A 24,777-nucleotide genomic window follows, 5' to 3' on the forward strand; every position below is an offset into this window, starting at 1 on the left:
TATAACAATGTTAGTGATTTTTCTCCAATCTAAATAATGCCAAAGAAGTCGAATCCTCAACTAAGATAAGCTATTGTTAAGTAAAAGGAAGTTCAAATATATCACCTACTAAGGCAAGCGGATTAGGGATGGTAGAAATATTCGGTGAATGTAAGGGATGAATATTGGTAAGAGGCAGCTTATTATACTGTTGAAGAAGGTTATAAAGGAGTTAAAGAGATTATTATTAAAGGGTTTAATGCTTTTTACTTTTTAAGTGGATACAGTTGATAGACAGGTATCAAATTTTTGTATAATTGTATTCATACCGAACCAATTCCAATGTCGGTAGATATTCATTAGGAGGGCTTCCATAAGGATAAAGCCTGCCTCTCTCTGAAATTAAATGAAGATTTTTTCTAGCTCTTGAGGCAATAACATACAGCATTTTTTTTGCATTACTCCTGCCGTTTCGATCGCTGAAATGAGGCACGTAATCTTCTAACAGAGCAAAAGAGATAACTGTATCATATTCTGCTCCCTTTATGCCATGTATTGTCGATATAGTAATACCCTCTCTTTGTTTAAAAACCTTCCTGAAATTCTCAATATTTCCAATAAATTCATGCCCGTCTTTAGTCAATCTTGCAATTCTTGCCTCTGAGCTTGCAAAAAATGAATTGTAATGTTCTTTTAATTGCAGATGAGCTTCAATATTTATGGCTAATTCGCACAGTAGAATATCAAAAAACTGACGTAGATATTCAAGTCCTTTTTCTTCTTGTAGCTCAATTGAATTGCACAATCTCAAAAATCTTTTTGGCGAAAGTCCATCAATATCAACACCCGCAGTCACTAAGTCATCAATCACTTCGCCACTCCACCTCAGTCTTCGTACATATAGTACAGGAGAAGGTTCAGTCAGCACAATTTTTGATACCTTAAACCAAAAGTTATCAATGTCTCTCGAAAATGGAGCCATACCAGGGCCGTCAAAGCTGTAATCCGGGAGCCGAATCATTAATCTCCGGGTTAAATCGGCTAGATGAGTCCACCAGGGAGCTATGATGCATATTTCATTGGGGGCAATTCCGTAGTCATTAATATTAAGTTCAAGCAACCGAACCATTTCATTTTCCAGTTGATCGCGATTTATAGTATCATTAAAGGAAACAATACTTTTATAATTCTTATGTTCACCCTCAGCTTCAATCGTGTTTGGAAAAGTCTTGAAGAAGTCGAAATACTCTATTAAGACAGAAGACGACCGATAGTTTTTAGAAAGATGCATTAAAATGAATTCGGTACCGGTTAAACTTTCTAGGGCAGTTTTTTCTATAGGATATCCTCCTAACGAATCAAAAATGGATTGGTTTGGATCACCGACAATGAGTGCAGATGTTTGTCCCTTGCTTGCTTTAAGAACCATTGAAATGATGTGATACTGGATTTCTTTGGTATCCTGATACTCATCCACAAGTATATAAGCAAACAGGTTGGAAAGTGTTTGCCTAACGATAGGCTTATTCCTTAATATCTTAAAGGAGTAATGAAGAATCAGTTCAAAATCAATTTGCCTATTTTTCTTCAGTATTTGTCGATATTCATTAAGAACAGCTATAACGCTTTTTCGCTTTCTGCTATCACTACAGGTAATAACTAATCGTGTAGGAGTAGCACGATAATCACAATCAAAGAATGTTATTTGCGGAGAAGTATATTTATTGCATAGTTCACTTATAATCACTTCAGAATCGTGACTGCTTATTACCTTGTAGCCGGTTTTGAGATCCTCTATATAAAGTGAATATGGTTTAATAATCCACTCCAGGCAGAAGGAATGGATAGTACCTATCCAAAGCTGGCGTGTATTTACGCCTAAGAGTTGTACTCTCTCCTTAATTTCATCAGCCGCTCTATGGGTGTACGTAATGGCGATAACATACTTTTTGGCTCCGTTAATCTTCGAGAGTTCATAGGCTAACTTGTAAGTCAATGTTCTGGTTTTGCCACTACCAGGGCAGGCAACTAACAATACATTACCTTTTTCAGTTATTGCTGCCTCTTGTTGACTATTTAAGTCTTTCGGGTCCCATTCGAACATGACTGCAATTTTCTTAAAATGCAAAGAATTTGATCACTAGGATCAACTGCTTCATAACTACTTAGTAAAGTTGCTAAATCTACTTCTTCTGAGATATATGAAGTCACAACCGCATGAAATTCAGAAAAATCCAAATTGTTATCCAGCTCAAAATTTTTCTTAGCCCGGTAGGTCAGGATATCGGAAAGCAAACTCCTGCTAAACGTGCCTTTTGCAAATAATATGGCATCTACTAAGTAGTCTGGTAAAATCGTTTCGGAATAAATGTATTTTCCAAGCAAAAGAGCAAACCAACCTTTACCTTCCTTATTGGCCATTGTTAGTACGCGTCTACCAAAAACATCAACTTTATCAGAGTCAAGTTCTTTTCTAGCCGCCTGTTTTTTGTTTTCGGATGTGTATATTATATCAACTATCTCCTTAACTTCCTGATAATTTCCCGCTTCAACAAAATCTACTTCAAAGGTATATTCCGCATAAAATGCTTTAACCCATTCGTTTCCGTTACAAAACGTATCCAAATCCACTCTGCGTTCCGCACCTTTTTTGGCAGACCGCTCAATTCTACGTTTAATCCTTTTTAGACGACTATTGTCTCCATCTTGTATTGTGGTGTCCATAATAGCATGGTCGGAATCTGTAACTATGGCACATCTTCTCCTGATTCTGTCATTATGAAATAGCTGAGCTACATTCTTAAAGCCTGTACTTCTAATATTAATTAAACTAATACCTAGTTCATCAAGGCTTACTCCCATTACAGACTTGACTAGAGTGGGTATCAAAATCTCTTCTGCATCGCCCTCTACTAAAATTACTCCTTTAGCAAACAAGAGGTTACTTCTTACAGCATCCAAATATCTTTGAATTTTTTCTGTTTCAGAAGACTGTAAACCAATTGAGGGTTGATACACTTCAGCATAATTTTCCTTCTTCCCCAAAATATTGATATTTTCCACATTACTAACCTCCGAAATCTGGGTTGAATGTGTAGAATAAATAATTTGAGTATCGCCAAAATCAAGTTTATCAAAAAGTGTTTTCTGAATATGGGTATGAATATGGGCTTCTGGTTCTTCAATTAAAAGGAAATTGGCAAAAGTCTCACGAGCTATTTGATACTTATATTCCAAAAGCTTTAGTGTTAAGAAGATCAAATTGGCACCTCCCAAGCTTAATTCATGAATGCCCCCTTCGTAAGTCTCCCCAGGTTCTCCGATAAGTAATTTTAATGATTGCAAAAGTTTATCTGCTTCACTTGGAAGACTGGAATTAATCGAAAGGGAAGATGGCGAATACGTTTGACCCACAGCGTCTTTTATTGTATTCTTAATATCAGCTCTTATCTGCTGAACATCGGGCAAATCCTCAATCCGACTATTCAAGCTAATGACTGTTTCAGAAATCTGTCGATAATCATCCTTATTGATATTGTTGCTCTTACTCTTTAATAATGTAATTAATGGATTCGTTCTATTGTTATGAAAATCAGAGACCACATCTCTTAAGGCTTTTATAAAAGTAAAAGAAACTTCCTTGGATACTGATAGCTGATGTGGGATTTTGACCCCAAAGCTTGATTCGTTATAGGTATAGGTAAATCTTACATTATCAAAATCGCCAACAAGATTTTTATAGACTTCTGGATCGTTGAAATCTGCGGTACTCTTTCCTGTAAAAAAGGTTTCATAATCCTCTAATGTGATATCATTCCGTATCTCATTCAACCCTACGACGTCTCCTTCTTCTAGCTCGGATAGCATAAATCTCACATCTGCTTTAGGGCGGAAAAATAGATTGTAAGTGGCCTTTGACACTTTGTTTCCTTCAATTTGCCCAGCACCATGAACAAATAAAGATTGAATAGCTTCATCATCAGATAACTCACTGAATTCGAGACTTATGATAATCCAATGCCCCCTGTAGTCCCCTAATGAGCGATTGAAATCGCCTAGATCGAGTTTATAAGAAGAGGGTAACAAATTGTCATCCAACAGTAGCCTAATGGCTCTAAAGAGGTTCGTTTTACCAGATCCATTTTCGCCAATTATTGTATTTATTCCCTTGTTGAATAAGAATTTCGCATTTGCGAAATTCCGATAATTTACCAGAGAAACTTTGGAGATATACACTTGTTGTAAAATTTTAAACTACTGGTGAAAATATACAATTTCAGTATTAACTCCTTGTGTATGCAACTTAGAATCATTCTATTTTAGGAACTGTTGGTTATCATGACAATTTTTTAATCGGCAGACTAATATGTATTAATCCAAGCTGCAAAGTCTGCAAAAAGTCAATGTCAAAAATAACTATAAGTTGTAGGTGTATTAATGGACTTCAGTTTCTTCCAGAGTAGTATCAATAACTTAAAAAAGTCCAGACATAACTACCCTACCACACTCAGGCGCAGAATATTTCTTTCTAAATCTTTACCTTAAAACAACTGTAAGCATTTACTTTATAGCAATTAGATCAATAAGGAACAAAAGGGGTGTTGATATAAGCTTATGATGTTTTCTTTTCAGACCCTAGGCACAATTATTACTAATTCAAAAATTCATATCCAGTTTATTCGTGGACTTGAAGTATAATTCTATCATAAATCCATAAAAGATGTCAGTAGAAATCACAGCGTTATTATCATCTCTAATAGCCGCCACTGTTGCATTGGTTGTTTCACGAGTTAATAACAAAAACCAGTATGCAAGAGATCTATTTAAATATGAAACAGACAATGCACTTGAAAAAAAGCGTGACGAACTTGGTCGAGCGCGAGAATATTACTTCGATCAGCTTAATAGTTTGGAACAAGTGAATCAGATACTTCATAGGATTATTGCATCTGCTGATTTAACAACCAGTACTATACAATCAACTAAAAACCTTTCGGTAGAAGAATTTGATCAGCAATACCTTTCTCAAAGGGACGATCTTTCAAAATTGGCAGGAATTGTAATTGCAAAATTTCCTGACATGTATTCAGCAGTTAGCAAAATTGACGGGCTTCATAATCAGTACTGGGGTTCCCAAAGGGAACTTTTACAACTTGACTTCCAAAAGGATAAAGAGCGTGGAACATGGAGGATAGAAAATATAGTAAATGTCGAAAGAGAGATTTTTGAAGAATCCCAAAAAATCATCAACAAGTCACTGGAAATTTCTGAAAATATAAAGTCTACAGTTCCTGACCTTTGGAGCTTTATTGATTAATTTAAAAATATAGAGCCTCCCACTAATTGTTAAACAACAGTATTTTAATGTAATGAATATTCTCAAAAGAAATATAGAGCTTCATCTTCCCGCTATACCACATTTAATAGGGGAGAATTATATAGATTGGGACAGGATAGAAAAGCTTTTTGATAAGGAAATAAAAAAAAGATACGGTAAGGCTAAGGGGAAAACAATCACTGTAGAGGCGACTATTTATGATCACATCATTGAGGTTAGAAAAGAAAGCGTCAATTCACTAAGTTCAACCCGATATTTGCAATTTGTTAATTCAATGATTCGCGATTTAGCAGAGTTATTAGATGATAACCAACGGCAAATGGTAACTCGTATAATTCGCAATTTATTGGTTTCCTTTGATCTTAAACATATTAATTACCTTGGAGAAATAGGTGCTTTGCACAACCTTACGAAGAATGGTAGACTTCTACTTAAGGAGGTTGAATATCCTATCGACAATGGAAAGAATATAGATTTTTGTTTTTATGATACAGTTTCTAAAAAAGATATTTTAGTAGAAGTTTTTAGCTCCAGACTTAATTCAGATAAAGTATTAGACGACCCCGCTGCATTGGAGAAGTTTATAAGTTTTAGACTTGAGGAAAAAGCACTAAAAAAGTTTTCAGGCATTCAGAATTTATATGAAAACATATTTCTGTTACCAATTCTATGGGGAGATACAAGATCCTTGAAAATTTACGCTGACTTTTTTAAAGATTACAAGTTCAAAAGCGAAAAAATATTTGAACCAATGGCTTACTGCACCTTTACAGTAGACTCTCCAGAGATCACTATTAACAAATTTACACGCGTGAGCAAATTATTTGATCATTCAGGCTATACAAAGAAATAATGACCATTTTTTCAAAAATATCGTAATCTAGGACAGACCTATAATATATAATAAAGATAAAGTTAGGAGTTGATTTCAAGCTGCTAACTTCCCCGTCCTCTGATATTCCAGAAAAAGTTGGGCCACTGTCTTGCCTCCCAAATCCTGGAAGTGAGGCCTATCCTTGAAAGACTTCCAGCGGCCACCCCATTCAAGGCCAACACTTTCCCCCAGCTTCCCGATCAGCTCCCAGCGGGAGTTCTCCCATATCGGTTTACCATTCTTGAACTCAACGACATCCACTGACCTACGGTAGTTGTGGGCGCTCTTACCACAGACCGCATTGGTGACAATGTCACCCGGTTTGGTACGGCCCTGGGCATACAGCTCATTCTGTTCTTCACAAGTGCGATGAGCAGAAGTAACCCGCAACTCTATGCCCTCCTTTCTGGCTTTTTCAAGAAATTTCTCCACCTTTTTCCTAAAACCCGGATCGAGTGTCAGAAGTAAAACTTTGGTCTTGTAGTCAAAGTATTGGTATATCTTCTTCCTGGACAGGTAAGCCACAACGGCCAAAGAAACTAGTGTGGCCGTGGCTGCATAAACGTACTTACGCTTGACACTAATGGGCATGGCTGGTTTCTTTTTTCTCCTGGCAATTGCACTTTTTCTTTTTGCTCTCCCGGTAAAGGTCAAGGCTGACCCTCACGATGGACAGTAACAGGAATGTCCCGGAAAGTACCGCTATAGCTATTTCTGTTTTACTGCTGTTTTTCATGTCTTGATCTTTTAATTTGTGATAAGCGTCTGACCAGGCGTTTGTTCTGTCTTTCCATAGAGGCAAGCTTCTCTTTCTGCCTGTCAATGATATCTTTCAGTGAAATAATGGTTTCTTCCGCTTCCTTTACCCGCTTCTCTAAAGTTTGAGACCATTGCACCCAATTTTGAAGCATGGTATTTTCTGCCTGGATCGTGGCAGTCCTAAGCTCCGCCTGCTTTACCTTTTTCTGTACACGGTAGTTAATAATTCCCTCAATACCTTTCCACACTGCGGTAATTATGACTATTGCTACACTGATGGTTTCTACATGTTCCATTACACCAGCTTTTCAATAGTGAGATTATAGCGGACAACGCTGCCAGGTTGTTCCCGGCTGCTCTGCCCGGTTGTTCTAATGACGGTATCCTCAGTATCCACTGCAAGCCCGGCTGTCTGTACGTGTTTAATCTCTGGGGGTGTATCGTTAATGAGCAGAGACGCCCAACCCTTTAGCTGATAGGTCGTGATCTTGTAAAAGACTATTTCAAACTGGAATGATCCGGTAGGACTTTGCTCAATGGTGTTGGAAATCAACAGCCAGCTACCAATGTAGATCCTGAAAGTCTTCCGGTTCTGGGGCTGAAACTCTCCATTACCGCAAATTCGTAGGCCTTGTTTGTTTTTTAATTCACCTGCAAGAAGCGTATAAGAAGCGCCCAGCTCCACCTCCTGGGTACCTGATCCAACCGGTACACCAACCGTTCCGACATTTTTGAACAGCAGTTTGTTTCCAGTCTGAAGCTCCAGAAGTGTTGCGAGCTTCAGGGGTGTAACATAGTGTTTATCATCCAATCCGCTATTTACGAGCTGCTGGGTGGCTATCCGGGCAAGTCCGGAAACTGTTTCAGAAGCCTCAATAAGTAACGTGGCCAGCAACGATTTAAGCTTCTTTGGCGTAACTGCTGTAGCATCGTCACTTCCGGTGTTTACCTGGGTCTGGGTGGCAATGCGCAAAATACCGGCCACGGTTTCCGTTGCCTGGTCGAGATTGGCCTGGACAATATTCCAGTTGGCCGCCACCTGGGCTGAGGTTCCACTTGTGGTATCAGCGGTACAGTAAATTACATCCCTTACCTGCACCGGCTCACCGCCAGCTCCACCGATGAGGCCAGCCGAACTAACGGTGTAGGCATCGCCTTTTTTTGCAGCAGGATAAACAGGATTTGTAGAACAGTTAATCGTTCCCTTATCTTTCCATAACCCGGTGATCTTATCTGATATGTAGGCAGCCAGTTTCAGGGGCGTAACAAACTTCTCATCGTTCGTGCCCTGGATTGTTTCGGTTTGCGTGGCAATACCTGCAATACCTGGTTTAGCCTCTGTAGCAGGATCAATAGAAAAAGAAGGCAGGATACCTGTAGCCACCTGGAAAGAGGTTCCATCATAAACGAGGTAATGGATCGCTGCTTTAATGTCCCCGGCTTCTAACGGCACAAGCACTCCGTTGGAGATTTTCTTTAACGGTACTGCACCTTTACCATCCACATTTAAGGTGGCCGTGCCGGTATTGACTGCATGGAATTTCACTTCCAATGGCAAGCCTTCCCTGTACTTTGAGATGGGTGGGTTCAATGCAAGCTGATAATTATTTCCCGTACCGGTTGTTTCCCCGAATCCGCCTAAACTATTCTCTACCGGGAAATCCCCGACATATTTGACCTTTTGCAGGTCCAGGTCACTTTGGTATCCTCCTATAATGCTCATGTCGTCTTACTTTAGAATGACTAAAAATCCTATAACCCCGGCACCAATACCCAGTAGCACCTTCTGACGCTTTTGCTTTTTGAGCTGCCTTTCTCTAATGGCTACCGTTTTTTCAAGCCCGGAAATGATCTCCTGGTTATGGATATGTACAATTTCCAGGTTGTGCCTTTGTTGTGTCAACTTTTGCAATGCCATCTCTTTCATAGCGAGCGTGCGTTCAAACAGCAGTAAATTCTGCTCGAGCACCTGGTTAACAGAATCAGCATAAAGGCCACTGATTATTAGTTTGGCAATCTGTTTCGATTGGGGTATTGTAAAACTGAAATGGAGTTCATTGTTAATGTAAACCTCCTTCGGTTTCAAATTCAAGGTTTGCGAAAAAAGTGACCAGTTCATGGTGGTCGTAAGTATCAATAGCAGCAATGTTTTCATTTCTGTTGGTTTTGAGTTGTTGTACCTGTTGTTGATTCTGGACGGCCTGTGCTCTAAGGCTGTCTGCCTGGTCATTGAGCTTTCTGATCTCCTGATCATATCCCTTATTGACCTGTAGTAAGGAATCTATTTCCTGCTGAAGCACTTGCCGGTCTTCCCGTAGTTCCGCCAGCTCCGGCAAGTCATCTTCCGGCCTGCATATCCAGGCCGAAAGACTGACTATAATCAGCAGCTCGATCAGGACAATGATCCTAAACCAGCTCATTGTCTTTTGACCTGTTACTTCCTGTTCCTCCCAGGTATGACAGCAGCGTGTCAATGATCAGCTTGTGAAATACGAGGGTAAATATGAACGAACGCAGCAGTAGCTCTATCCCGGTGATGTCATAGCCCCTCAAAAAGTAAAGCAGGGTACCGTAGGCTAGGCCTAATATGACCACGCGGTAGCGGGTACGGATCTCCAGGCCTGTCAGGTTTTTGATAAAAAGCCTGACCTTGCTGGTATTGGCCACATGTGCAATCAGGATAAAGGTCAGGATGTAAGTCCAGTCCAGGCCAGCGATGTAAAACAATAGCTGGTCTAATAGTGATGTTAGAATTTCAGTGTTCATGATTGTTTGTTGTTATTGGTGAATAAAAATTTTTATGTAACTGCCGGAAAGACTACATTATGCAGTTCCCGCACATCTGATCTCTTGAAGGTGCCGCTCTCTTCCATTTTCTTGTATAACTTCAGGCCCTTTTGCCTGGTGTGTGCATCAAGTGTGCCCGTCCGGTATTTGTCCATTATGCCCAGCCATGTGTACCGTGCGAGCAGTTCCAGATCCTGATAGGTCAGTTTATACATCGCGCTGTCCATTTTCATTTTGTCAAGCTTAATGCCTTCCTGTCCTGCTGACTCCAGCCACTTCCTGGTGAGCCACTGGCTTAATACCTTCTTTCCCAGCGGGGTATATGCCCACACCAGGTATCCTGCTCCCGCAAAGACAGAGATTCCGAACAGTATGGAGAGCTTTTTCATTGCCTTAGCTGGTTTAGGTGTTTGATAATGATCTCCATCTTTGTTTTGATCTCTTCTGCCTGGTGGTTCTTTATGATGTTTTTCAATATGTTGGCGATAACAGCAATGCAGGCACCCGCTGTCACCAGGCCTACCACAATGGTGATCATGGTGTTTGTAGTCAGGGTAATGCTGACATCGGTTTTTACTCCTTCTTCGCCCAGCACCCTGTCGAGATAGCCTTTAAGACTGGTTTTATTTGTTTCTGCCATTTTATCTTGTGTTTAATTGTTCATAGACCGGTCTATCCATCTGGTACTTTTGATAAGTGGCCTCATCAAGCGTAGCTGATTTCAGATGTTTCAGGAGCTTCTCTTCAGTTGCCTTATCAAACTCACCGGACACTTTTCCTGTCCAGCCGTAGTTTCTCATGAGCCACACCTGCAAGCGCTCAACTCTTTTGCCTTTGCTTCCAAGCCTCAATGGAAATTCGTCTGCTTTGGGAGCGGGTTGTACCTGCTCCTTAGTAACCTGCTGCTGAGCTGGGCTTTTCTCCTGAACGGGATCGGCTTTTTGCTTCTTCGGATTTATTGGAGGGGCATCCTTAACAATGGTTTTTGCTCCGGGCTTTTCTGAAGTCGGTTTCCTTGTTTGACCAGGTATAGCCATTTGGTTTTTTCTGTTCAGGTAGTATGCTAAAGCCCCCAGTCCAATCAATCCGGCCACTACACCTGATGTGATAAGAATTTGCTTCTTTGTCATGCTTTCAGGTTTTGAATGTCCGATTGGCTAAAGCTGTCCTTGCCCAGGTATTTTTTGGCATTGGAAAGTGTAAGGTTTCCGAACTGCCCATCCACTCCATCTCCCGTGCTGCCTGTTTTTCCAAGATCAGCGCCTTTTTTCTTTAGTGCCCTTTGCAGGATCTTCACATCCGGATGACATGTGCCAAAGGTTAGGGGGTAGGTGCTGCTTTTGCACTGAAAGCCACGACTTGTACCTGCCACACTGGTTTCGTTATAATCCCCTGACGTGGAACGTCTCTTTCTGCGGTAATACCAGATACCTATTCCGATCGCTGCGGCAATAGCAATACCACCACCGATCCAGATTAAATTTTCATCTATCTTGAAATTCTCGTTTTTCATGTTTTTGTATTTATGGTTTCCTGTAATCCGGTTTGCTGTTGACGATGTCGAGTATCTTTCTGATTTCGTTGTCGTTCATGCGGTCATAAAAAGTATCAATGAGGTTTTCCTTATGATACCTGTTGTAGGCTACGCTCACCTGTGACACCTGCACTTTGTCTTTGAGCTTCCTGAAAACAGCATAGATCCTGTTTTCCTCATCATTGATCCAACCCCAGGAATTGTGTATCTCATCTGCATACTGTTTGGCAGCTTCTTCTTTCAATACCAGGATTTTGGAACCTGCCTTTTTAAGTGCCTTGTCCTTGTAATCAAGGTCAAAGGCTGCACTGGCAGACAGTCCTGCGGTTGCAGGTGTAAGCTGTTTGTTCAGCTCTTCCATAAAGCGGGCGGCCAGCCTGTCCTGCCGCTTTCTTTTCCAGGAATAAAGCAGTGCCACCACGAGAAGGGTAGCCGCTGTAGCTCCCGTGATTTTCAGTGTCTCTCTGTTTATCTTCATTTCAGTAGTTGGGCTAATCGTCCTTGGGGCATAAGCATAGCTGCATCTGTCAAATCCGCTTTCCTTGCGGTGTTGAACAAAATGAAAAGGATGGCTGCAACAACACCTGCAAGCGTCAGGGGTATAGCTATGGAAAGGGTTTTGGTCAAACCCTTTCCAAAACCCAGAATGTTGCTGCCAATCCCTGTAAAATCGGCAATAGCACGCCCGGTAGCCGAAGAAACGTCTATGTCGTTTTTCTTCAGCCATTTGTTGAAGTCTGCACTGGTGGTACAGGCAGTTGCACCATTCGACTGCCAGGTCATGAGCCATATCATTTTTGCATTCTCATGGCCCATTTCCTTTTTGAGCTTATTGAAATATGCCCGCCACATGTCGCACGGACTACTGCTTTCCGGTATGACAAAGGTTTTGTCTGACACTTTTATCGTTGTTGCCATTTATTACTGTTTCTCTATGGTTACTTCCCGTATCGTTTGCTCTATCTCTGCTTTACTGATCCCCAGGTCTCCCAGTACATTTTTCAGCCTGCGCTTTACAGCCGCTTCTTTTTGGATGGCCTGCTGCCGGTCATAGTTGATATACAACTGCCTGCCCAGCCAGAAGCCGATTGCCAGGGCTGCCACCGTCTTCATAGCTTACCACTTGTTTTTTTGTAAATATTCTTGTCAGGGATTCCGATCTCTTCAAGCCATTCAGCGACTTCAAAGCCAGGATTGAGGGCGTCCTTCTTATTAGGCACCTCGTCAAAACCCATCACTAGCAGGTGTGGATGGCGCTTGACATAGTATTTCACTATGGTCTCCAGTGTTTCCCTTTGGGCTTCGGTTCGGGTGTCCTCATTGGTTTCCATATCTTCGGATCTTCCTCCGGAGTAAGCCAGATACCTGGCAAGTCCATTCAGGCCATTCACCCCTTCGGATATTCCCCATAGGTCTACCTCATTCGGGAGTCCTTCGGGGATGATGGCCTGAAGGCTGCCGTCCTGAAGGACGAGGTCATCAATGCCAGGTCTGTTCCACCCTTTGCCACCATGAGCCAGGGAAGAGGTATGTAGGCCGATAAGCTCTGCTTTTGTATATGCCTGTGCAGCCATTGTTTCGGTTGACATCAGGATCAGGTAATCAGGTTTTTTCATTGTTTTAAATGTTTGGAGTTGATGTTAGTTTTTAAGCTTTAAGCAGTCTTCGAAAACCCAGGAGCTTGCTGGCTTCATAGGGAGCAATACACACCATATTGCTTTGGTTTCCTCCCAGGCAATAGATCAGCTTCTTATCTTCGGAATAGCTGATAAAAATCCCAACGTGGCCTTTCCAGCTTGCCGGGCTTTCCCGCCAGAAGATGACAATGTCGCCGGGTTTGGGAGCAGTCCTGATCACCTGGCCGACCTTTAACCAGGAGCGGGCTGTGGCCTGCTTTGACCGTTGCAGGCCTGCTTTCAGCGCACACCAGTTCATAAATACAGAGCACCAACTGGTTTCATCGTCAATGATGCCTTTAAAGCCGGTTTCCCAGGAATAGTTGATGATCGTTGGATTGTGAAGTTTTCCGGGGACTTCTTTGACCCCGTACTGGCTTAGTGCGATGTTTATTAATGGTATCATATTGTTGTTATTGTTTTGAGTTGTTTTGTTTCATTTTTTGGAAGCAGTTCCCGCATCTCGAACTGCTTATACCAGATCACCATAGAAATGGTCTGCTTTGGCCCGAGGGAAAACCCCCAGCCGGTACGCCCGTCCAGCATTGTGTTTTTAAGTCCTCCGGCTTCTGCCACATTTTGGAAATCGCGAGGGCTTTGATAATGGCTTAGTGACAGTGGTGTTTTTTTGATCCTGCCTGTAGCGTTTTGTTCCTCCACATGAAGTACATGCGGACGTGTGGTGCCAGAAAAAATAAATTTAACATGCCCTACGATGGCCGGGTCAGACTGAAAATGCTTGCTCTTCAGAAAGTAGTCTTCGTCTGTCGTGACCTGGCTGCTGCCAGCAGGGTTATCGGCCAGTATGGTTTCATCGGCTGTGCCTCCGGTTATAAAAACTGTTGATCCCGACAGGGCTATTCCTGTATACCCATTAGATGGAGCGGGAATGACATTAATACTTCCTCCTGAGCTGACCAGACTCATTTGATCGGTGTTTATTGAAGTCACATACAGGAGCCTGTTAGAATCATTGTAACTCATCGCTCCCGGAAGGTGGCCCAGATCAAGGGTTTCCAGGCTGATCTCATCTCCAATGATCCCTATCGATAAAAGCTTTTGACTATCCTCGAAGGCAACGTACATGATGTTGTCGGGTGGAAACCAGCGTATGGATGAAGCCCTGCCTATGGTGTTAATCAGCGCTATCCGCTCGTACATGGTGTTAAAGACAATAACTTTCCCATCCCAGGCTGCATAGATGTCTCCACTCGCACCATTTATGGCTATGGCTGTCAGGTTTCTGCCTGCCACCAGTGAGTTGGCTACTTCTTCTGTCATCGTATCAATAATGGTAATATCTCCGCTGACCAGATTAGCGATATAGAGATGGCCGGTGATCTTGTCAAAGGCTATATCTAAAGGTCTGACACCAGGGGGTTCAATAACACGGCTCACCTCCAGGTTCAGATCGATCACGCTGATGGTGTTTGACACTGACCCTGCTACATACACTTTACCATATGCAGCACTGGCCGGATCATCATTGACTGCTATTGCCACTGGTGAGTTATAGCCGGGAAAAGAAGAGGGTTCCAATTGAATGGCCTTTACCAGTTTTCCCGTGCTGGTTACGACTGTTACCGAATCGGAAAGCTGGTTGGTGATATAGGCATATCCGTTGGCCGGATTCACTACCACACGCTGAGGATGGATGCCGGTAACAATGCTTTCTTTTGGCTCCAGGTCTTCCACATCGGAAGGAAGGGAAGGGCTGAGCGGCAGGCCACGATTGCCACCCCACATAAAGACTTTTCTTTCCTGGTCTGAATGATTGGTAATACTGATCTGCGTGGAGCTGTAGCCCGCCAGCGGGTGCAACTGTTTTTGCTTTTCCCTTTTAGCGATGTAGGCTTTTAGCAGGTCACGACCTTTCTTTTCAATCCGCCTGAGTTTCTTTTTCTTTTTTTGGGGATTGCTATTATCAGAAACATCTATTACGCCCTGCTTTGTACCAAAGCGCTTCAGGTCTTCCTTGTACTGATCTTCCGGTGTTTTTACCACCTTTTGAGGACTGAAAGAGTCCATTGCTGTATCATCAACGGAAGGGGTGTTTTGATCACGCTTTTTTAGCAGCATAGAACAGACTAGCCCCACTCCGGCAGTGGCAGTAGCAATCAACCCTATTTTCAATCCTTTGTTCATCAGGCGGTTTTCAGCTTTTTATAGTTGTCAATGAAATTCATGATGTCTTTTGTGCGCGTCACATGCGGCTCACCTATAGTCTCCGGGTGAAGGCCGAAGACCTTTGTAGCAGCATATACTGCTTCGATCTTTGGAAAGCCCAACTCCAGGTAGATTTTTAATGCCTCCAGGTCTGCCGGTTTTTCTTCCCTGGTCGGAAGGGTAAAATGTGCCCTTTCATGGAGCAGGATAAAAAAGCGGATCGGGATCGTAAATTGCCTGAACAACTTTTGCGATACCTGGTGCCTGCCGGTTGCCCGGTGCGTTCGGGCTGGTGTTACCATTGTTCGACCGATAGCATCTGTAATCTCCGGCAGGTAGTGAAGCAGGAACTCGGCATCCCTGTCCTGGTGAAACCCGGTTCGAGCATAGCCTGCCCGTTGTGCAAACTTTTGAGCAAACTCAATGAAACGGTGCATGTCAGGCTTTGCCCAGAGCTGGGCAGGGGGCATAGGCTCCACTTCAAACTTTTCAATAGAAAAGCCTTCGTCATCGTCTGTTTGCTTGTTGTAGATCTCTACCTCTAGCAGCTCCGGGGACAGGGGCATGGGAATCTCTATTCCCCGAAAGGCAGTACCGTCGGTAATACCTTTAAAAGCTACCTTTCTACGGAAGTAATGGGTATTCGGTCTTGTGGGATCGTAGGCGCGGATACCAACGGCTACCGGCATCCAGGCGGCAATGCCAAGCCGGATCACAAAACGTTTGCCTTTTGATGGAACTGGGATGATCATATGACCGGCTGTTGTAGTTTAAGTTGTTGGCTCTTCCTGAACTGGGTGTAACCCAAGGCGACAATGCCCACCACGATCACACCTCCGACTATCAGCATGGTATTGTCTTTCTTCTTCGGCTCGTCCGGGTCTGCATAATGCACGCCCTGGCCCATTGAAACTTCATAGTCGGATGGTGCTTCTTCTTTCTTTTTGAAAAGGCCGGTAATGTTGTCTATTGTTGATCCGAGATTGCCCGAACCAAGCAGGCTGGCAATGCCCTGGCCGACTTTGGTTTTCTGCCCGCTGGCTTTTCGCTCTGCTCGTTTAGCCTGTCTTCTGGCTTTTGCTTTTTTGCCAAAGCCCAGGAAGTTGTCATAACTGTCATCTTCGGGGTCACGGGAAAGCAAAAATTCCATTTCTCCTGTAATCATCTGTTTTCTTTTTATAGGGTGTATAAAATCCTTAATGTTGATCCGTTCACCTGGTAAGGGATCGCCTGTTGTCCTTTGCCGATAAAAGGGTAGGACTTGGCTTGTCCCGGCTCCAGAGGCACACCATTGACTGTTGCGGTTTGCGCTCCTGTATTTTTAATTGAAGCGAACAGAAAGCCTTCGGGGATCTCCCCGTCAGCATCAAAATCCTGTTCTATAGTTTTTGCGAGTATAGCCATCGTTGTTTTTCGTTTTAGCTCACTGGCTGTTGTTTGAAGCGTTGAACTACTTTTACAAGCACTACGACACCTGCTACCACGGCAATCGCCACCAGTATCTTCCTGTTATTTCCTGTTTCCTCCGGCAGTGAATCATCCGGATTTAAGTCATCCATTGAGGATGTGGCCGAGCTGGTCACCTGTTGTTTCACCAACTCCTGTTTTGGCTGGGCACGCACGTGTTCGGCTTTGGGAGTGGCCTCTGCCTGGCCTGTCAATTTTTTGACCGGCATCTTTGACTCTGGCGTTGGGGCTTTCTTCTCCGGGGGCTTTGCAGTCGCTTCTGGTGCACTCTTTTTGGAAGAAGATTTCTTTTTGAGTAGCTTTTTTTTGAGCAGCAGGCTTGGCGCCCCAAGGCTGACAACACTTTTGAATAAACCTTTCTTTTTGATCTTCCTGCGTAGCTTCTTTAAGAAGTGATCGTACTCAAACTCGTCATCGTAGAAATCTTCTTCTCCGTAAACCCTTAGCTCCAGGGGTGGTTCCATTAGTTCGTTCATTGTATTTGGATTTACTGTTTTAAAATAGGTGCTGAGGCTATCGGTACCTGGCCCGCCACTACCGGAGGCCTGCCTTTCATCTGACTTAGCACTATACCGCCTATTACCAATGCGCCTAACACGATCATCATTGTATTTCCACCCATGCCCGCCTGTTGAGGTGCCGGGTTCTTTTGCACATTAGCATAGCTCTGGGAAGGAGACTGTTGCTGAGGCGGTGGAGTGGTCGGGTTCATCATGGTGTTCTTCATGATCATCGTTTCCACACGGGTACGCTCCGTGTCAGCGCGGCGCTCATCATTCTTAAGCCTTCTCCGTTCAAAGCGGATATCCCGTTTTTCCTTCTTTCTCTTTTTGCATTTCTTACCGCACAGGAAGTAGAAGTAGTCACTATCAGTTTGCCCATTAAGGCCATAGTTGTTTGTGTTCATTATTCTGCTTTAAAGTCAATAAGTCTGTTTATTGAAGGATCGTAAAAAAAACCAGCCCACAAGCATGGCGATTGCCAGTAAGCCGATCGTTTTGATCATAGCCATTTGCTTTGCCTGTGCCTGGGAGGCTGCGGCAGCATCAGCTACCTCTTTTTCTTTCTGGGCTTTATAGGCCAGCAGCGTACTCATGGTCTGGGAGCTGGCTTGTTGCTTCATCAGCTTCTTTTTCTGAGCATTGCCAAATAAATTGGCGACAGACCCAATGGCTCCTGCTATGGCAGAGATGGGGTCACTGCCCACGGTGATCCCGCCACCTCCCATATCGCCTCCGCCAAGGCCTGCAAAGTGATCGAAGCCTTCCGGGATCACCTGACCGGCCAGCAGCTTCGCCAGTGCCACGGCAAACTTTTGATTGCCTTTTTCAATAGCGGCCATGACTTTGTCAGTAAGCTCTTTGGCTGATGGTTTTTCTGCTGTTGTGATACCAAACTTTTGCAGCAGGCTTTTGATTGCAATGGGATCATTGGCGATTGCCACACCTAACAGATCAAAAATGGTCTTCATCTTCGCTGTCAGGTGGCTTTCCGGCTTGACGATCCTAACCATTGCCTTTGGCCTTTATAGATACGCCTACCAAAACCCCTGCTGTCAGGGTTAACCCAAGGATCAATATCATTTGCTCGGGGGTGAACCCGTCTTTTGGCTTCTCTTCCAACGCTACTGTCTGTTCCGGTGTGGTGACCGGCTTCTCGGTGACTTGTAATTTCCGTTGCCTCATTTCCGACCATACCTGTTGCAGCCTGTTAGCAAGTGTTGTATCCTGTGGGCTTTTATTGGCTTGTTCCAATACTTCTTTATAATACTTCTCAAGCTCGTCAGTATTCATTTTTAGCAGCCTGTCCAAGAGGGTACCTGAAGCTTCTTCATCGTAGTTGCTGTGTGAACAGGAACCACAGTAATGATCTTCCGGATTATAGGAAGAGCTGCCACAATAGCCGCAGTAGTTATCATCTTTCTCTTTTTCCAATCGCAGAATGATTTTTCTGTCCGGGTGGTGTTTGATCAACCCTTTAATTGCAGGCCTTCCTTTTTCACGGATCACTTGCTTTACTGCCCTGGTCAATGTTTTTACATCCTTCGGAGGTGTTATACCGTAGCTGCGGACCAGTTGCCGAACACCTGGTGTGTTGCCTTTGATGATATAATCTATCCGCCCTTGTGCCTGGCGCTTTCTTTTTGTCTGTTGCATAGTGAATGGTTTAGCTGTAAACTAAAGCAGCCAAAGCGGGTATGTCCTGCTTTGGCTGCATCTGCTACCCGAAAGCATTTTCAGCCTTCTTAGCGCCTCTTTCTTATAGGCCTGCGCAAAGCTGGCTTTGGCCTCGGTTTGGGCTTAACCTTGGCAACTGGCCTTCTGCGGATTACCTTTTTGACTTTCCTGATGGGTCTCGGCGCAACGGTTTTCTTGCGGGTAAGGTCTATCTGGGGAAGTCCTGTTGTGCGTGGCGCCCGGCTCAGCTCTGCCACATTGTTTCCTTTCAACAAGTTGCCCAGGTTGGCCCTGGCCTTGATCGTGAAAGTAAACACCACGGTAACGCCATCCTTCACGGTGAGGCGAAGGGAATCCTGCCCGGTCACGTCCATCTCGAAATTGAAGTCATCAATTAAGGTCTGGGCGAAGTTCTGTGGTGAGGTGGCGTTTCGGGGTTGGTACACCCGGATCGTGTTCGATCCTGTTGCTGTCCTTCGTGTGATCTTTAGGACGTTATCAAACTGCAACGGATTGCTCACGCTCATTTTCATACCCGCGAGCTTGAAAGGAAAGGACTTGCTTTCCTCCCGCACTTCCTTGTGCGAGCTTTCTTCTACCGTTACTGTTACACCTGCGGGTTGGGGTGCTTCTTCGTTGGCACCAAAAATTACCGCTTCCGCATCTGCACCGGAAGTGTTTTTCACCACCACGGTAAGGGTTCGGTCGTTGGGGTCTATCTGGCCTATGGAAGTGGACTGGTAGCTGTCATAGTCGTCTTCATAGCCGGATAAGTATTCTACTTCCTCTTCCTCGTAGTCATCATCGTACGAGTCCTCGTATTCGTAACCTTCCAAACCGGTATCGAAATCGTCTTCGTACTCGTCATAATCATCATACATGTCTTCGGCTTCCTCTTCGAAGGCCGAAAGCTCATCTTCGTAATCTCTCATTTTTTGAGTTTTTTGGAATCACTGTTTAGTTAAATAGCCCCTTACTTTTTGGAGCTGGCAGCAGAATCCTTTTTCTGCTTCATTTTCTCTTTGTGCTTTTGCCACACGGGAGCGAGGGCGAAGGTGCCGATGGCCAATCCTCCCAGTAGTGCTCCGGCTACAATGCCGATCATTTTCCAATCAGTATCTTTCATGTTTCTATCTTTAAATGCTTCTGATTTCCGGGGTCTTTAAACCGTCTTTGTGATTGCTAAATTGGCAGCGTTTTAGAAGGATTCCTTGGCCATTTTTTGGCACTTGGAGCAAAATGGCGGCTTTATCGGGGAAATTGAAGAATGGAGAGGGTGAGGCCGGTGGGAAAAAATAACTTGAAACGAGGCAAAAATTTCCAATAATACTTACATGAAGAGCCTGGTTTACAAGAAAGACATATCTTTGAATGATAAACTATTGTAGTTCAAGCTCACATTAAATGAATACTACCGCTTCGGGGGAAAAGGTCGTTGTTTATGATGTATTTACACTATCAGACCTATATCTGGGTTCACTGCACTCAGCCTTTGACAACACGTCCATTACTTTGCAGGGTTTTTATTATGACAACAAAGGCAAAATGTACGGTAATGACCTTTATTATGACTATCTGCATGACAAGAAAGACAACCGGATAACCTTGAGGTTAAACAGTGACATTAAGGCTGCCTTACAGCACGGGGCATTTTATCAGCTTTGCGGATACGTGAACAGAAGCAAGTCCTTTAAAGATACCTCTTCTATCAGCCTGCTGTTTCATGTCACTAAAATTGAAAAGCATGAAAAGGATGTTCAGCTTATATCCGAAAAGGAATACGACATCATCAAGCAGCGCTACGATAGCGGTTTGTTTGATGTTGAATCTTTCCTGCTTGGAAAATTAATTGATGAAGAACACCCCTCCATTCTTATAGTTACTGGAAATGAATCAGTTGTTATGGGTGATTTGCTGGATCAGCTTGGCTATGACCAAAGCCGATACCAGCTTAGTGAGAAGAGGGTGAACCTTACTTCACAGGCAGAAATTCGTGAACTTTTGGAAACAGAGTCATCTTATGATCTGCTGGCTATTGTCAGGGGAGGTGGGAGCGGACTGGGTATCTTCAACGAGCTGGAGCTGTGTCGCTTTATAATCGAGAAGGGCGTACCCTTTATCACTGCTATAGGGCACGAGTCAGACAGAACACTTCTTGAGAAAGTAGCGGATAAGTCGTTTGCTACGCCTACTTCCCTTGGTGCGTTCCTTAAAAATATTGTGCGCACTCATGAGGACAGAAATGATGAGATTTATGAAAGGGAAAGGGCAATCGAGGTCTTGGAGCAAAATATGACTGCAAAAGTCGAAGGGCTGGAGCAACTTCTTCGTAAGGATAAGAAAGAGATGAACTTATGGAGGCTGGCTGCCATACTTCTGGCTTTCCTGGTAATGTATATGTTTTATTTCGTATTGCTTTGACAGCACTTAAACACCACTATTTCTAACAGACAATGGAGACTTTTTTTCAACACGCTGCTGAAGGCGAATTTGATACTGGAGGTAAAAATTGAGAACCCGATGAAAGGGAAAGGATATTTTACATATTAAGATAACGCTAAACTAATGACACAGTGGCACAACAACGGATACGTCATGGTGAATACCTCAAGCTAGAAAAATTTCTGTCCAGATGGTCTTTGGAAAAAGTTAAGCGGCTCACTTTACAGGAATATAGTGACACGAGGAATACCGATACTTTTACCTATTGGCTCGAATTTGGATCTGATGAACTTGGGCGGATAACAGGAGTTCATGCAAACAAATTTGGTATATGGAAAAGAAAAAAGGACGAGCCATTGTCATCCACATACTTGACCAACCATCAGTATGCATGGTATAGAAAATATGGGAACACTGAAGAGGACGCGTTCTCTAAGGTTTTGTCACTGGTAATCTTTATCATTGAGTCTGCTCAAACGGGTAATTTCCATCAAATTGACACTGTTGACATTCATGCATTTGTGAAATGGAAACTAGCATTTCTCTATTCCGGCTTCAAAATACTGCCAATATATAAACAAGGAACCCTTCGAGAAATAGCAAAGCAATTTGAACATCCTCACTATTATTCGGCACTAATATCTGAACTACATTCCTTTATTCTGAATAAAAAGGAAAAGGACGAGGACTTTTTTCAATTTGCGTGGAAGCACTACAGACTGGCTACACATGAGATGAAAAGAAATTACTATATCATAGGCTCAAAGTATGATTCTGTAGATATGTTCCCCGAAATGATAAGAAAAGGCGTCATTTCCATAGGTTATTTGGAAGGGTATGAGGTGGAGCATCTAGTAGGACAATCTCGTCAAAAAATAGACAAATGGCTCAACACTAATGTCCCCAATGATCACCCTCGAATCAAAACTGCAAAAAGGGCAGTAAGTTTCTTCTTGCAGTTAAGAGAAGGGGATCTTATAGCTGTAAAATCTCATGGACGATATGGGACATTGACTATTATTGGCTATGCACAGGTGAAGAAAATCAACGGTAAAATCTATCAATATGACGAAGAATTGAAGCATACAATTTTTGTAGACTTTATTGAAGAGGAAATAAATATTGAGACTGGTTTGAGTTACGGAGAGACAATACATAGAATTATCCCGGGACAAAGAGAAGGTCATTTTGAAAAAATATTTGGCAGTTACGCAATCAATGAGCAAGAATCAGACGAGGACGAAGATGATGATTTTACCGAAAAAAGCACAAAACCACATGTCAGAAGAACAAATGCATCCACGATTCTTGTAGAACAAGTTCATAGCAAATTGCAGAATGCATTTTGTAAATACCTGCGACAAAAATTTCCTGCTGACAAAATCAAAATGGAAAAAAAACAGGTAGTAGATGTATTCAGAAAAAGTGGGGATTCAGTATTCTATTATGAAATAAAACCATATAATTCCGCATTTAGTTGTATAAGGGTAGCACTTGGTCAACTGTTTGACTACTCTTTCTCAATTGATGGTTATGATAGTTTAAAGAAAAATATCATTGTAGTTGGCCCGAAAGAGCCATTAACTAAAGATTTGGAATTCATAAGCTATATCAAGTCTACTCTAAATATTAATTTTTACTATGAATGGTTCAATCATAAAGGAAACATCAGCCAAATCTATTAAGGGACTCACTAATCATTTGCTGCCATGAACTGCCGCCCTAAGATCTTCACTTAATCGTTTGCCTGATTCTTCGAGAAAGGTAAAAAATTGTTTTTTCCGGCTTGGATGGTGAAGGTATTTTCTCTTGAACCAGGATTCAAAACTAATGGGTATTCGTTTTTCTCTTTTAAGCTTATTCTCGATCTTGATATATTCATTAATGCAGGCCTTAAACTCACCGATGTTCTCTTTTAAGAACTCCATTCCCAAAATTAAACTGTCAATACTTATCACAATCAAAGGCTTGATTTTTAATTTTTTACCGGACTTCTCAACCTCCTCCATAAACCATCGGTTTAGAATCTGATTCACACCCGGAGTAGTCAAACACCGATCCTGAACCACCAAGATTGGGTAAAAAGTGAGCTTTTTTAATTTGGCATTTGGATCAAACAGATGGTAATTTGATTCATAGTTTAAAATAAAGTCAGCTAGTTGCAAAACTGCGGATCGTTTCGGCTTCTTCTGGTTCTTAGTTTTTAAATACAGCTTATCCTTTAATTCGCTGATTACTTCTTCTGGATTGTAAGAAGTTTTAGCAAGATCCGCTATGAGCGTATCTTTATATTCAAAGACAAATACATCGTTCCATTTCCGGGTGTAGTGATCCGGCTTATTTTCCGCATTAGTAAATACAGGGTTGGTTTCCTCCAAGTTTATAGCCTTTGGTTCAGAAAAGATTTCGTTTACATATTTTGTGCATAGCCACTCTTCAAAAAAAGCTTTTCCCAGCTTAGACTTTGTTAAAGAGGGGTCAATCTTCACTGCCTCTCCAGTTACGTCAAAATAGAGTGTCTTATAGATCTTTTCGAAGGTAAAGTCGCGAAAAAGGCTTAGATAACCATCTTGGGCATACTTTACTAAGGGGAATTTTTTTAGAAGCTTAAAATTGTCTTCAAGTTCTGTGAAAACCTCACCCGAAACGAAAGTATCAAAAAATTTCAGGTCCACTTTCTTTTCATTTCCTGAGTTCACTCTTACTCTAAAATCTCTCATGAAGCCCCAGGTAAAGCCGCTGAGTTTTAATGGATATTCCTCCCATTTATTAAGTCCCCTTGTTCTTAAAAAACTGCCGAGAGCATTGCCATAATTTGATTTAAGAAATAGAAAAAACTCTACAGATTTCTTAAATTCCACATGATAGGTGTAGATGTATTCCAAGCTTTCATACTCATATGTGCCAATTCTATCAGTGACTTGATTTATTATTTGATTTTCATAGTCATCATTAGGGGAAGTTTTTAACTTATCTATTCTCTTATGAGAGAATGTTAAATATCCTTTTAAAAATTCAAGGCTCAGTTCAGAGTGGAGTAAGTCACGTTGCTCTTGTTTTGCCTTCTCATAGTCGAAGATTCCATTTTCGAATATCTCGTGAGCGTATTTTGATAGCAGATGTTCCATAACCATAAATGAGGTATATGGTGTAAGCCATACGTATTTTATCTTCCTGCTTTTTCCATACTCTTTCAAAGCGTAAAGATTTTGTTTTGCAATAATGTTACTGGCGGGCAATATTATTGCATCAAGTAGCTCAAACTGGCCATCTCCCTCTGGGCCAGTGGCGTAAAAGAATAATGAACTGTTGACCCACTCTACCAAACTTATTAGAATTCCACGTTTTGGAAGGTCTTTGAAATACTCATCAACAGTGCGCATTTCTTCATTAAATATTTCATCGAATCGAATAAATGTTGTCTGAAGAACCATACTGGATAATTAAAAGTAAGATCATTTTTTTTGTTGACGCAATACCCGGCAGAATGAGCTGAAAAACTTTGTCCATCAGTCCAACGGTAAGGATTTGCTTTTCATAAAACCAACGGATTACAAATCCAGTAAAGCTAGTTCGGA

At 42.5% G+C, this 24,777-nt stretch carries 33 protein-coding genes; 4 read left to right on the forward strand and 29 right to left on the reverse strand.

Annotation, left to right across the window (positions count from 1 at the left end; genetic code table 11):
- Positions 1–280: 280 nt before the first annotated feature.
- On the reverse strand, positions 281–2,083 hold the full coding sequence (locus E1163_RS28730; protein WP_155176978.1) for a UvrD-helicase domain-containing protein: 1,803 nt from the start codon (positions 2,081–2,083) through the stop codon (positions 281–283).
- Positions 2,056–4,215 carry an AAA family ATPase gene (locus E1163_RS28735; protein WP_221418105.1) on the reverse strand — a complete coding sequence of 720 codons (2,160 nt, stop codon included), beginning with the start codon at positions 4,213–4,215 and terminating at the stop codon, positions 2,056–2,058. Before E1163_RS28735 ends, E1163_RS28730 begins: the two co-directional genes overlap by 28 nt.
- A 484-nt stretch (positions 4,216–4,699) precedes the next feature.
- Between E1163_RS28735 and E1163_RS28740 the strand changes: the two genes are divergently transcribed.
- Positions 4,700–5,296 (forward strand): hypothetical protein, encoded by a 597-nt coding sequence (locus tag E1163_RS28740; protein WP_155176980.1) that lies wholly within the window; start codon positions 4,700–4,702, stop codon positions 5,294–5,296.
- 52 nt (positions 5,297–5,348) lie between these two features.
- Positions 5,349–6,170 carry a hypothetical protein gene (locus tag E1163_RS28745; RefSeq protein ID WP_155176982.1) on the forward strand — a complete coding sequence of 274 codons (822 nt, stop codon included), beginning with the start codon at positions 5,349–5,351 and terminating at the stop codon, positions 6,168–6,170.
- 75 nt (positions 6,171–6,245) lie between these two features.
- Here E1163_RS28745 and E1163_RS28750 read toward each other — a convergent pair whose 3' ends face one another.
- The 26 genes from E1163_RS28750 to E1163_RS28875 all read right to left on the reverse strand — a co-directional run bounded on the left by E1163_RS28750 (position 6,246) and on the right by E1163_RS28875 (position 19,883).
- Positions 6,246–6,782: a M15 family metallopeptidase gene (locus tag E1163_RS28750; protein ID WP_155176984.1), complete on the reverse strand. Its 537-nt coding sequence runs from the start codon at positions 6,780–6,782 to the stop codon at positions 6,246–6,248.
- On the reverse strand, positions 6,772–6,927 hold the full coding sequence (locus tag E1163_RS28755; protein ID WP_155176986.1) for a hypothetical protein: 156 nt from the start codon (positions 6,925–6,927) through the stop codon (positions 6,772–6,774). The genes E1163_RS28750 and E1163_RS28755 overlap by 11 nt, the downstream gene beginning before the upstream one ends.
- Positions 6,911–7,246 carry a hypothetical protein gene (locus tag E1163_RS28760; protein ID WP_155176988.1) on the reverse strand — a complete coding sequence of 112 codons (336 nt, stop codon included), beginning with the start codon at positions 7,244–7,246 and terminating at the stop codon, positions 6,911–6,913. The genes E1163_RS28755 and E1163_RS28760 overlap by 17 nt, the downstream gene beginning before the upstream one ends.
- Complete coding sequence (locus E1163_RS28765; protein WP_155176991.1) at positions 7,246–8,673, reverse strand: hypothetical protein; 1,428 nt, start codon at positions 8,671–8,673, stop codon at positions 7,246–7,248. The genes E1163_RS28760 and E1163_RS28765 overlap by 1 nt, the downstream gene beginning before the upstream one ends.
- A 6-nt stretch (positions 8,674–8,679) precedes the next feature.
- The gene (locus E1163_RS28770) at positions 8,680–9,036 is read right to left on the reverse strand and encodes a hypothetical protein (RefSeq protein WP_155176993.1); all 357 of its coding nucleotides are present in this window, start codon (positions 9,034–9,036) and stop codon (positions 8,680–8,682) included.
- Positions 9,011–9,370, reverse strand: a complete 360-nt coding sequence (locus E1163_RS28775) for a hypothetical protein (RefSeq protein WP_155176995.1) — start codon at positions 9,368–9,370, stop codon at positions 9,011–9,013. Before E1163_RS28775 ends, E1163_RS28770 begins: the two co-directional genes overlap by 26 nt.
- On the reverse strand, positions 9,357–9,716 hold the full coding sequence (locus E1163_RS28780) for a hypothetical protein (protein ID WP_155176997.1): 360 nt from the start codon (positions 9,714–9,716) through the stop codon (positions 9,357–9,359). The genes E1163_RS28775 and E1163_RS28780 overlap by 14 nt, the downstream gene beginning before the upstream one ends.
- A gap of 32 nt (positions 9,717–9,748) precedes the next feature.
- Entirely contained in the window at positions 9,749–10,126 is a 378-nt protein-coding gene (locus E1163_RS28785; protein ID WP_155176999.1) for a hypothetical protein, read from the reverse strand.
- Positions 10,123–10,377, reverse strand: a complete 255-nt coding sequence (locus E1163_RS28790) for a hypothetical protein (RefSeq protein ID WP_155177001.1) — start codon at positions 10,375–10,377, stop codon at positions 10,123–10,125. The genes E1163_RS28785 and E1163_RS28790 overlap by 4 nt, the downstream gene beginning before the upstream one ends.
- Before the next feature lies 1 nt (position 10,378).
- Positions 10,379–10,867, reverse strand: a complete 489-nt coding sequence (locus E1163_RS28795; RefSeq protein ID WP_155177003.1) for a peptidoglycan-binding domain-containing protein — start codon at positions 10,865–10,867, stop codon at positions 10,379–10,381.
- On the reverse strand, positions 10,864–11,250 hold the full coding sequence (locus E1163_RS28800; RefSeq protein ID WP_155177005.1) for a peptidoglycan-binding domain-containing protein: 387 nt from the start codon (positions 11,248–11,250) through the stop codon (positions 10,864–10,866). Before E1163_RS28800 ends, E1163_RS28795 begins: the two co-directional genes overlap by 4 nt.
- A 10-nt stretch (positions 11,251–11,260) precedes the next feature.
- Positions 11,261–11,749, reverse strand: coding sequence for a hypothetical protein (locus tag E1163_RS28805; RefSeq protein WP_155177006.1), 489 nt, complete (start codon positions 11,747–11,749; stop codon positions 11,261–11,263).
- Positions 11,746–12,189 (reverse strand): hypothetical protein, encoded by a 444-nt coding sequence (locus E1163_RS28810; protein ID WP_155177008.1) that lies wholly within the window; start codon positions 12,187–12,189, stop codon positions 11,746–11,748. The genes E1163_RS28805 and E1163_RS28810 overlap by 4 nt, the downstream gene beginning before the upstream one ends.
- A gap of 3 nt (positions 12,190–12,192) precedes the next feature.
- Positions 12,193–12,384, reverse strand: coding sequence for a hypothetical protein (locus E1163_RS28815; RefSeq protein WP_155177010.1), 192 nt, complete (start codon positions 12,382–12,384; stop codon positions 12,193–12,195).
- Complete coding sequence (locus E1163_RS28820) at positions 12,381–12,887, reverse strand: N-acetylmuramoyl-L-alanine amidase (RefSeq protein WP_155177012.1); 507 nt, start codon at positions 12,885–12,887, stop codon at positions 12,381–12,383. Before E1163_RS28820 ends, E1163_RS28815 begins: the two co-directional genes overlap by 4 nt.
- Before the next feature lie 31 nt (positions 12,888–12,918).
- Positions 12,919–13,353, reverse strand: a complete 435-nt coding sequence (locus E1163_RS28825) for a TIGR02594 family protein (RefSeq protein WP_155177014.1) — start codon at positions 13,351–13,353, stop codon at positions 12,919–12,921.
- A complete protein-coding gene (locus E1163_RS28830; RefSeq protein WP_155177016.1) occupies positions 13,350–15,092 on the reverse strand; it encodes a YncE family protein in 1,743 nt (580 codons plus the stop codon). The genes E1163_RS28825 and E1163_RS28830 overlap by 4 nt, the downstream gene beginning before the upstream one ends.
- Complete coding sequence (locus tag E1163_RS28835; RefSeq protein ID WP_155177018.1) at positions 15,092–15,865, reverse strand: hypothetical protein; 774 nt, start codon at positions 15,863–15,865, stop codon at positions 15,092–15,094. Before E1163_RS28835 ends, E1163_RS28830 begins: the two co-directional genes overlap by 1 nt.
- Positions 15,862–16,278: a hypothetical protein gene (locus E1163_RS28840; protein WP_155177020.1), complete on the reverse strand. Its 417-nt coding sequence runs from the start codon at positions 16,276–16,278 to the stop codon at positions 15,862–15,864. The genes E1163_RS28835 and E1163_RS28840 overlap by 4 nt, the downstream gene beginning before the upstream one ends.
- Before the next feature lie 11 nt (positions 16,279–16,289).
- Positions 16,290–16,517: a hypothetical protein gene (locus E1163_RS28845; protein WP_155177022.1), complete on the reverse strand. Its 228-nt coding sequence runs from the start codon at positions 16,515–16,517 to the stop codon at positions 16,290–16,292.
- A 14-nt stretch (positions 16,518–16,531) separates the two neighbouring features.
- Entirely contained in the window at positions 16,532–17,056 is a 525-nt protein-coding gene (locus tag E1163_RS28850; RefSeq protein WP_155177024.1) for a hypothetical protein, read from the reverse strand.
- 11 nt (positions 17,057–17,067) lie between these two features.
- Complete coding sequence (locus E1163_RS28855; RefSeq protein ID WP_155177026.1) at positions 17,068–17,487, reverse strand: hypothetical protein; 420 nt, start codon at positions 17,485–17,487, stop codon at positions 17,068–17,070.
- Positions 17,488–17,502: 15 nt separating this feature from the next.
- A complete protein-coding gene (locus tag E1163_RS28860) occupies positions 17,503–18,093 on the reverse strand; it encodes a hypothetical protein (RefSeq protein ID WP_155177028.1) in 591 nt (196 codons plus the stop codon).
- Complete coding sequence (locus tag E1163_RS28865; RefSeq protein WP_155177030.1) at positions 18,086–18,736, reverse strand: hypothetical protein; 651 nt, start codon at positions 18,734–18,736, stop codon at positions 18,086–18,088. Before E1163_RS28865 ends, E1163_RS28860 begins: the two co-directional genes overlap by 8 nt.
- Before the next feature lie 89 nt (positions 18,737–18,825).
- Positions 18,826–19,689, reverse strand: coding sequence for a hypothetical protein (locus E1163_RS28870; RefSeq protein ID WP_155177032.1), 864 nt, complete (start codon positions 19,687–19,689; stop codon positions 18,826–18,828).
- Between the two features lie 41 nt (positions 19,690–19,730).
- Entirely contained in the window at positions 19,731–19,883 is a 153-nt protein-coding gene (locus E1163_RS28875; protein ID WP_155177034.1) for a hypothetical protein, read from the reverse strand.
- 278 nt (positions 19,884–20,161) lie between these two features.
- Here E1163_RS28875 and E1163_RS28880 point away from each other — a divergent pair, with 278 nt between their 5' ends.
- Positions 20,162–21,178, forward strand: coding sequence for an exodeoxyribonuclease VII large subunit (locus E1163_RS28880; RefSeq protein WP_155177036.1), 1,017 nt, complete (start codon positions 20,162–20,164; stop codon positions 21,176–21,178).
- Positions 21,179–21,330: 152 nt separating this feature from the next.
- Entirely contained in the window at positions 21,331–22,884 is a 1,554-nt protein-coding gene (locus tag E1163_RS28885; protein ID WP_155177038.1) for a hypothetical protein, read from the forward strand.
- 12 nt (positions 22,885–22,896) lie between these two features.
- On the opposite strand, the gene E1163_RS28890 is transcribed toward E1163_RS28885, so the two are convergent.
- Positions 22,897–24,633, reverse strand: coding sequence for a hypothetical protein (locus E1163_RS28890; protein WP_155177040.1), 1,737 nt, complete (start codon positions 24,631–24,633; stop codon positions 22,897–22,899).
- Positions 24,634–24,777 lie beyond the last annotated feature (144 nt).

The sequence above is a fragment of the Fulvivirga kasyanovii genome, assembly GCF_009711405.1.
Taxonomy (GTDB): Bacteria; Bacteroidota; Bacteroidia; order Cytophagales; family Cyclobacteriaceae; genus Fulvivirga; species Fulvivirga kasyanovii.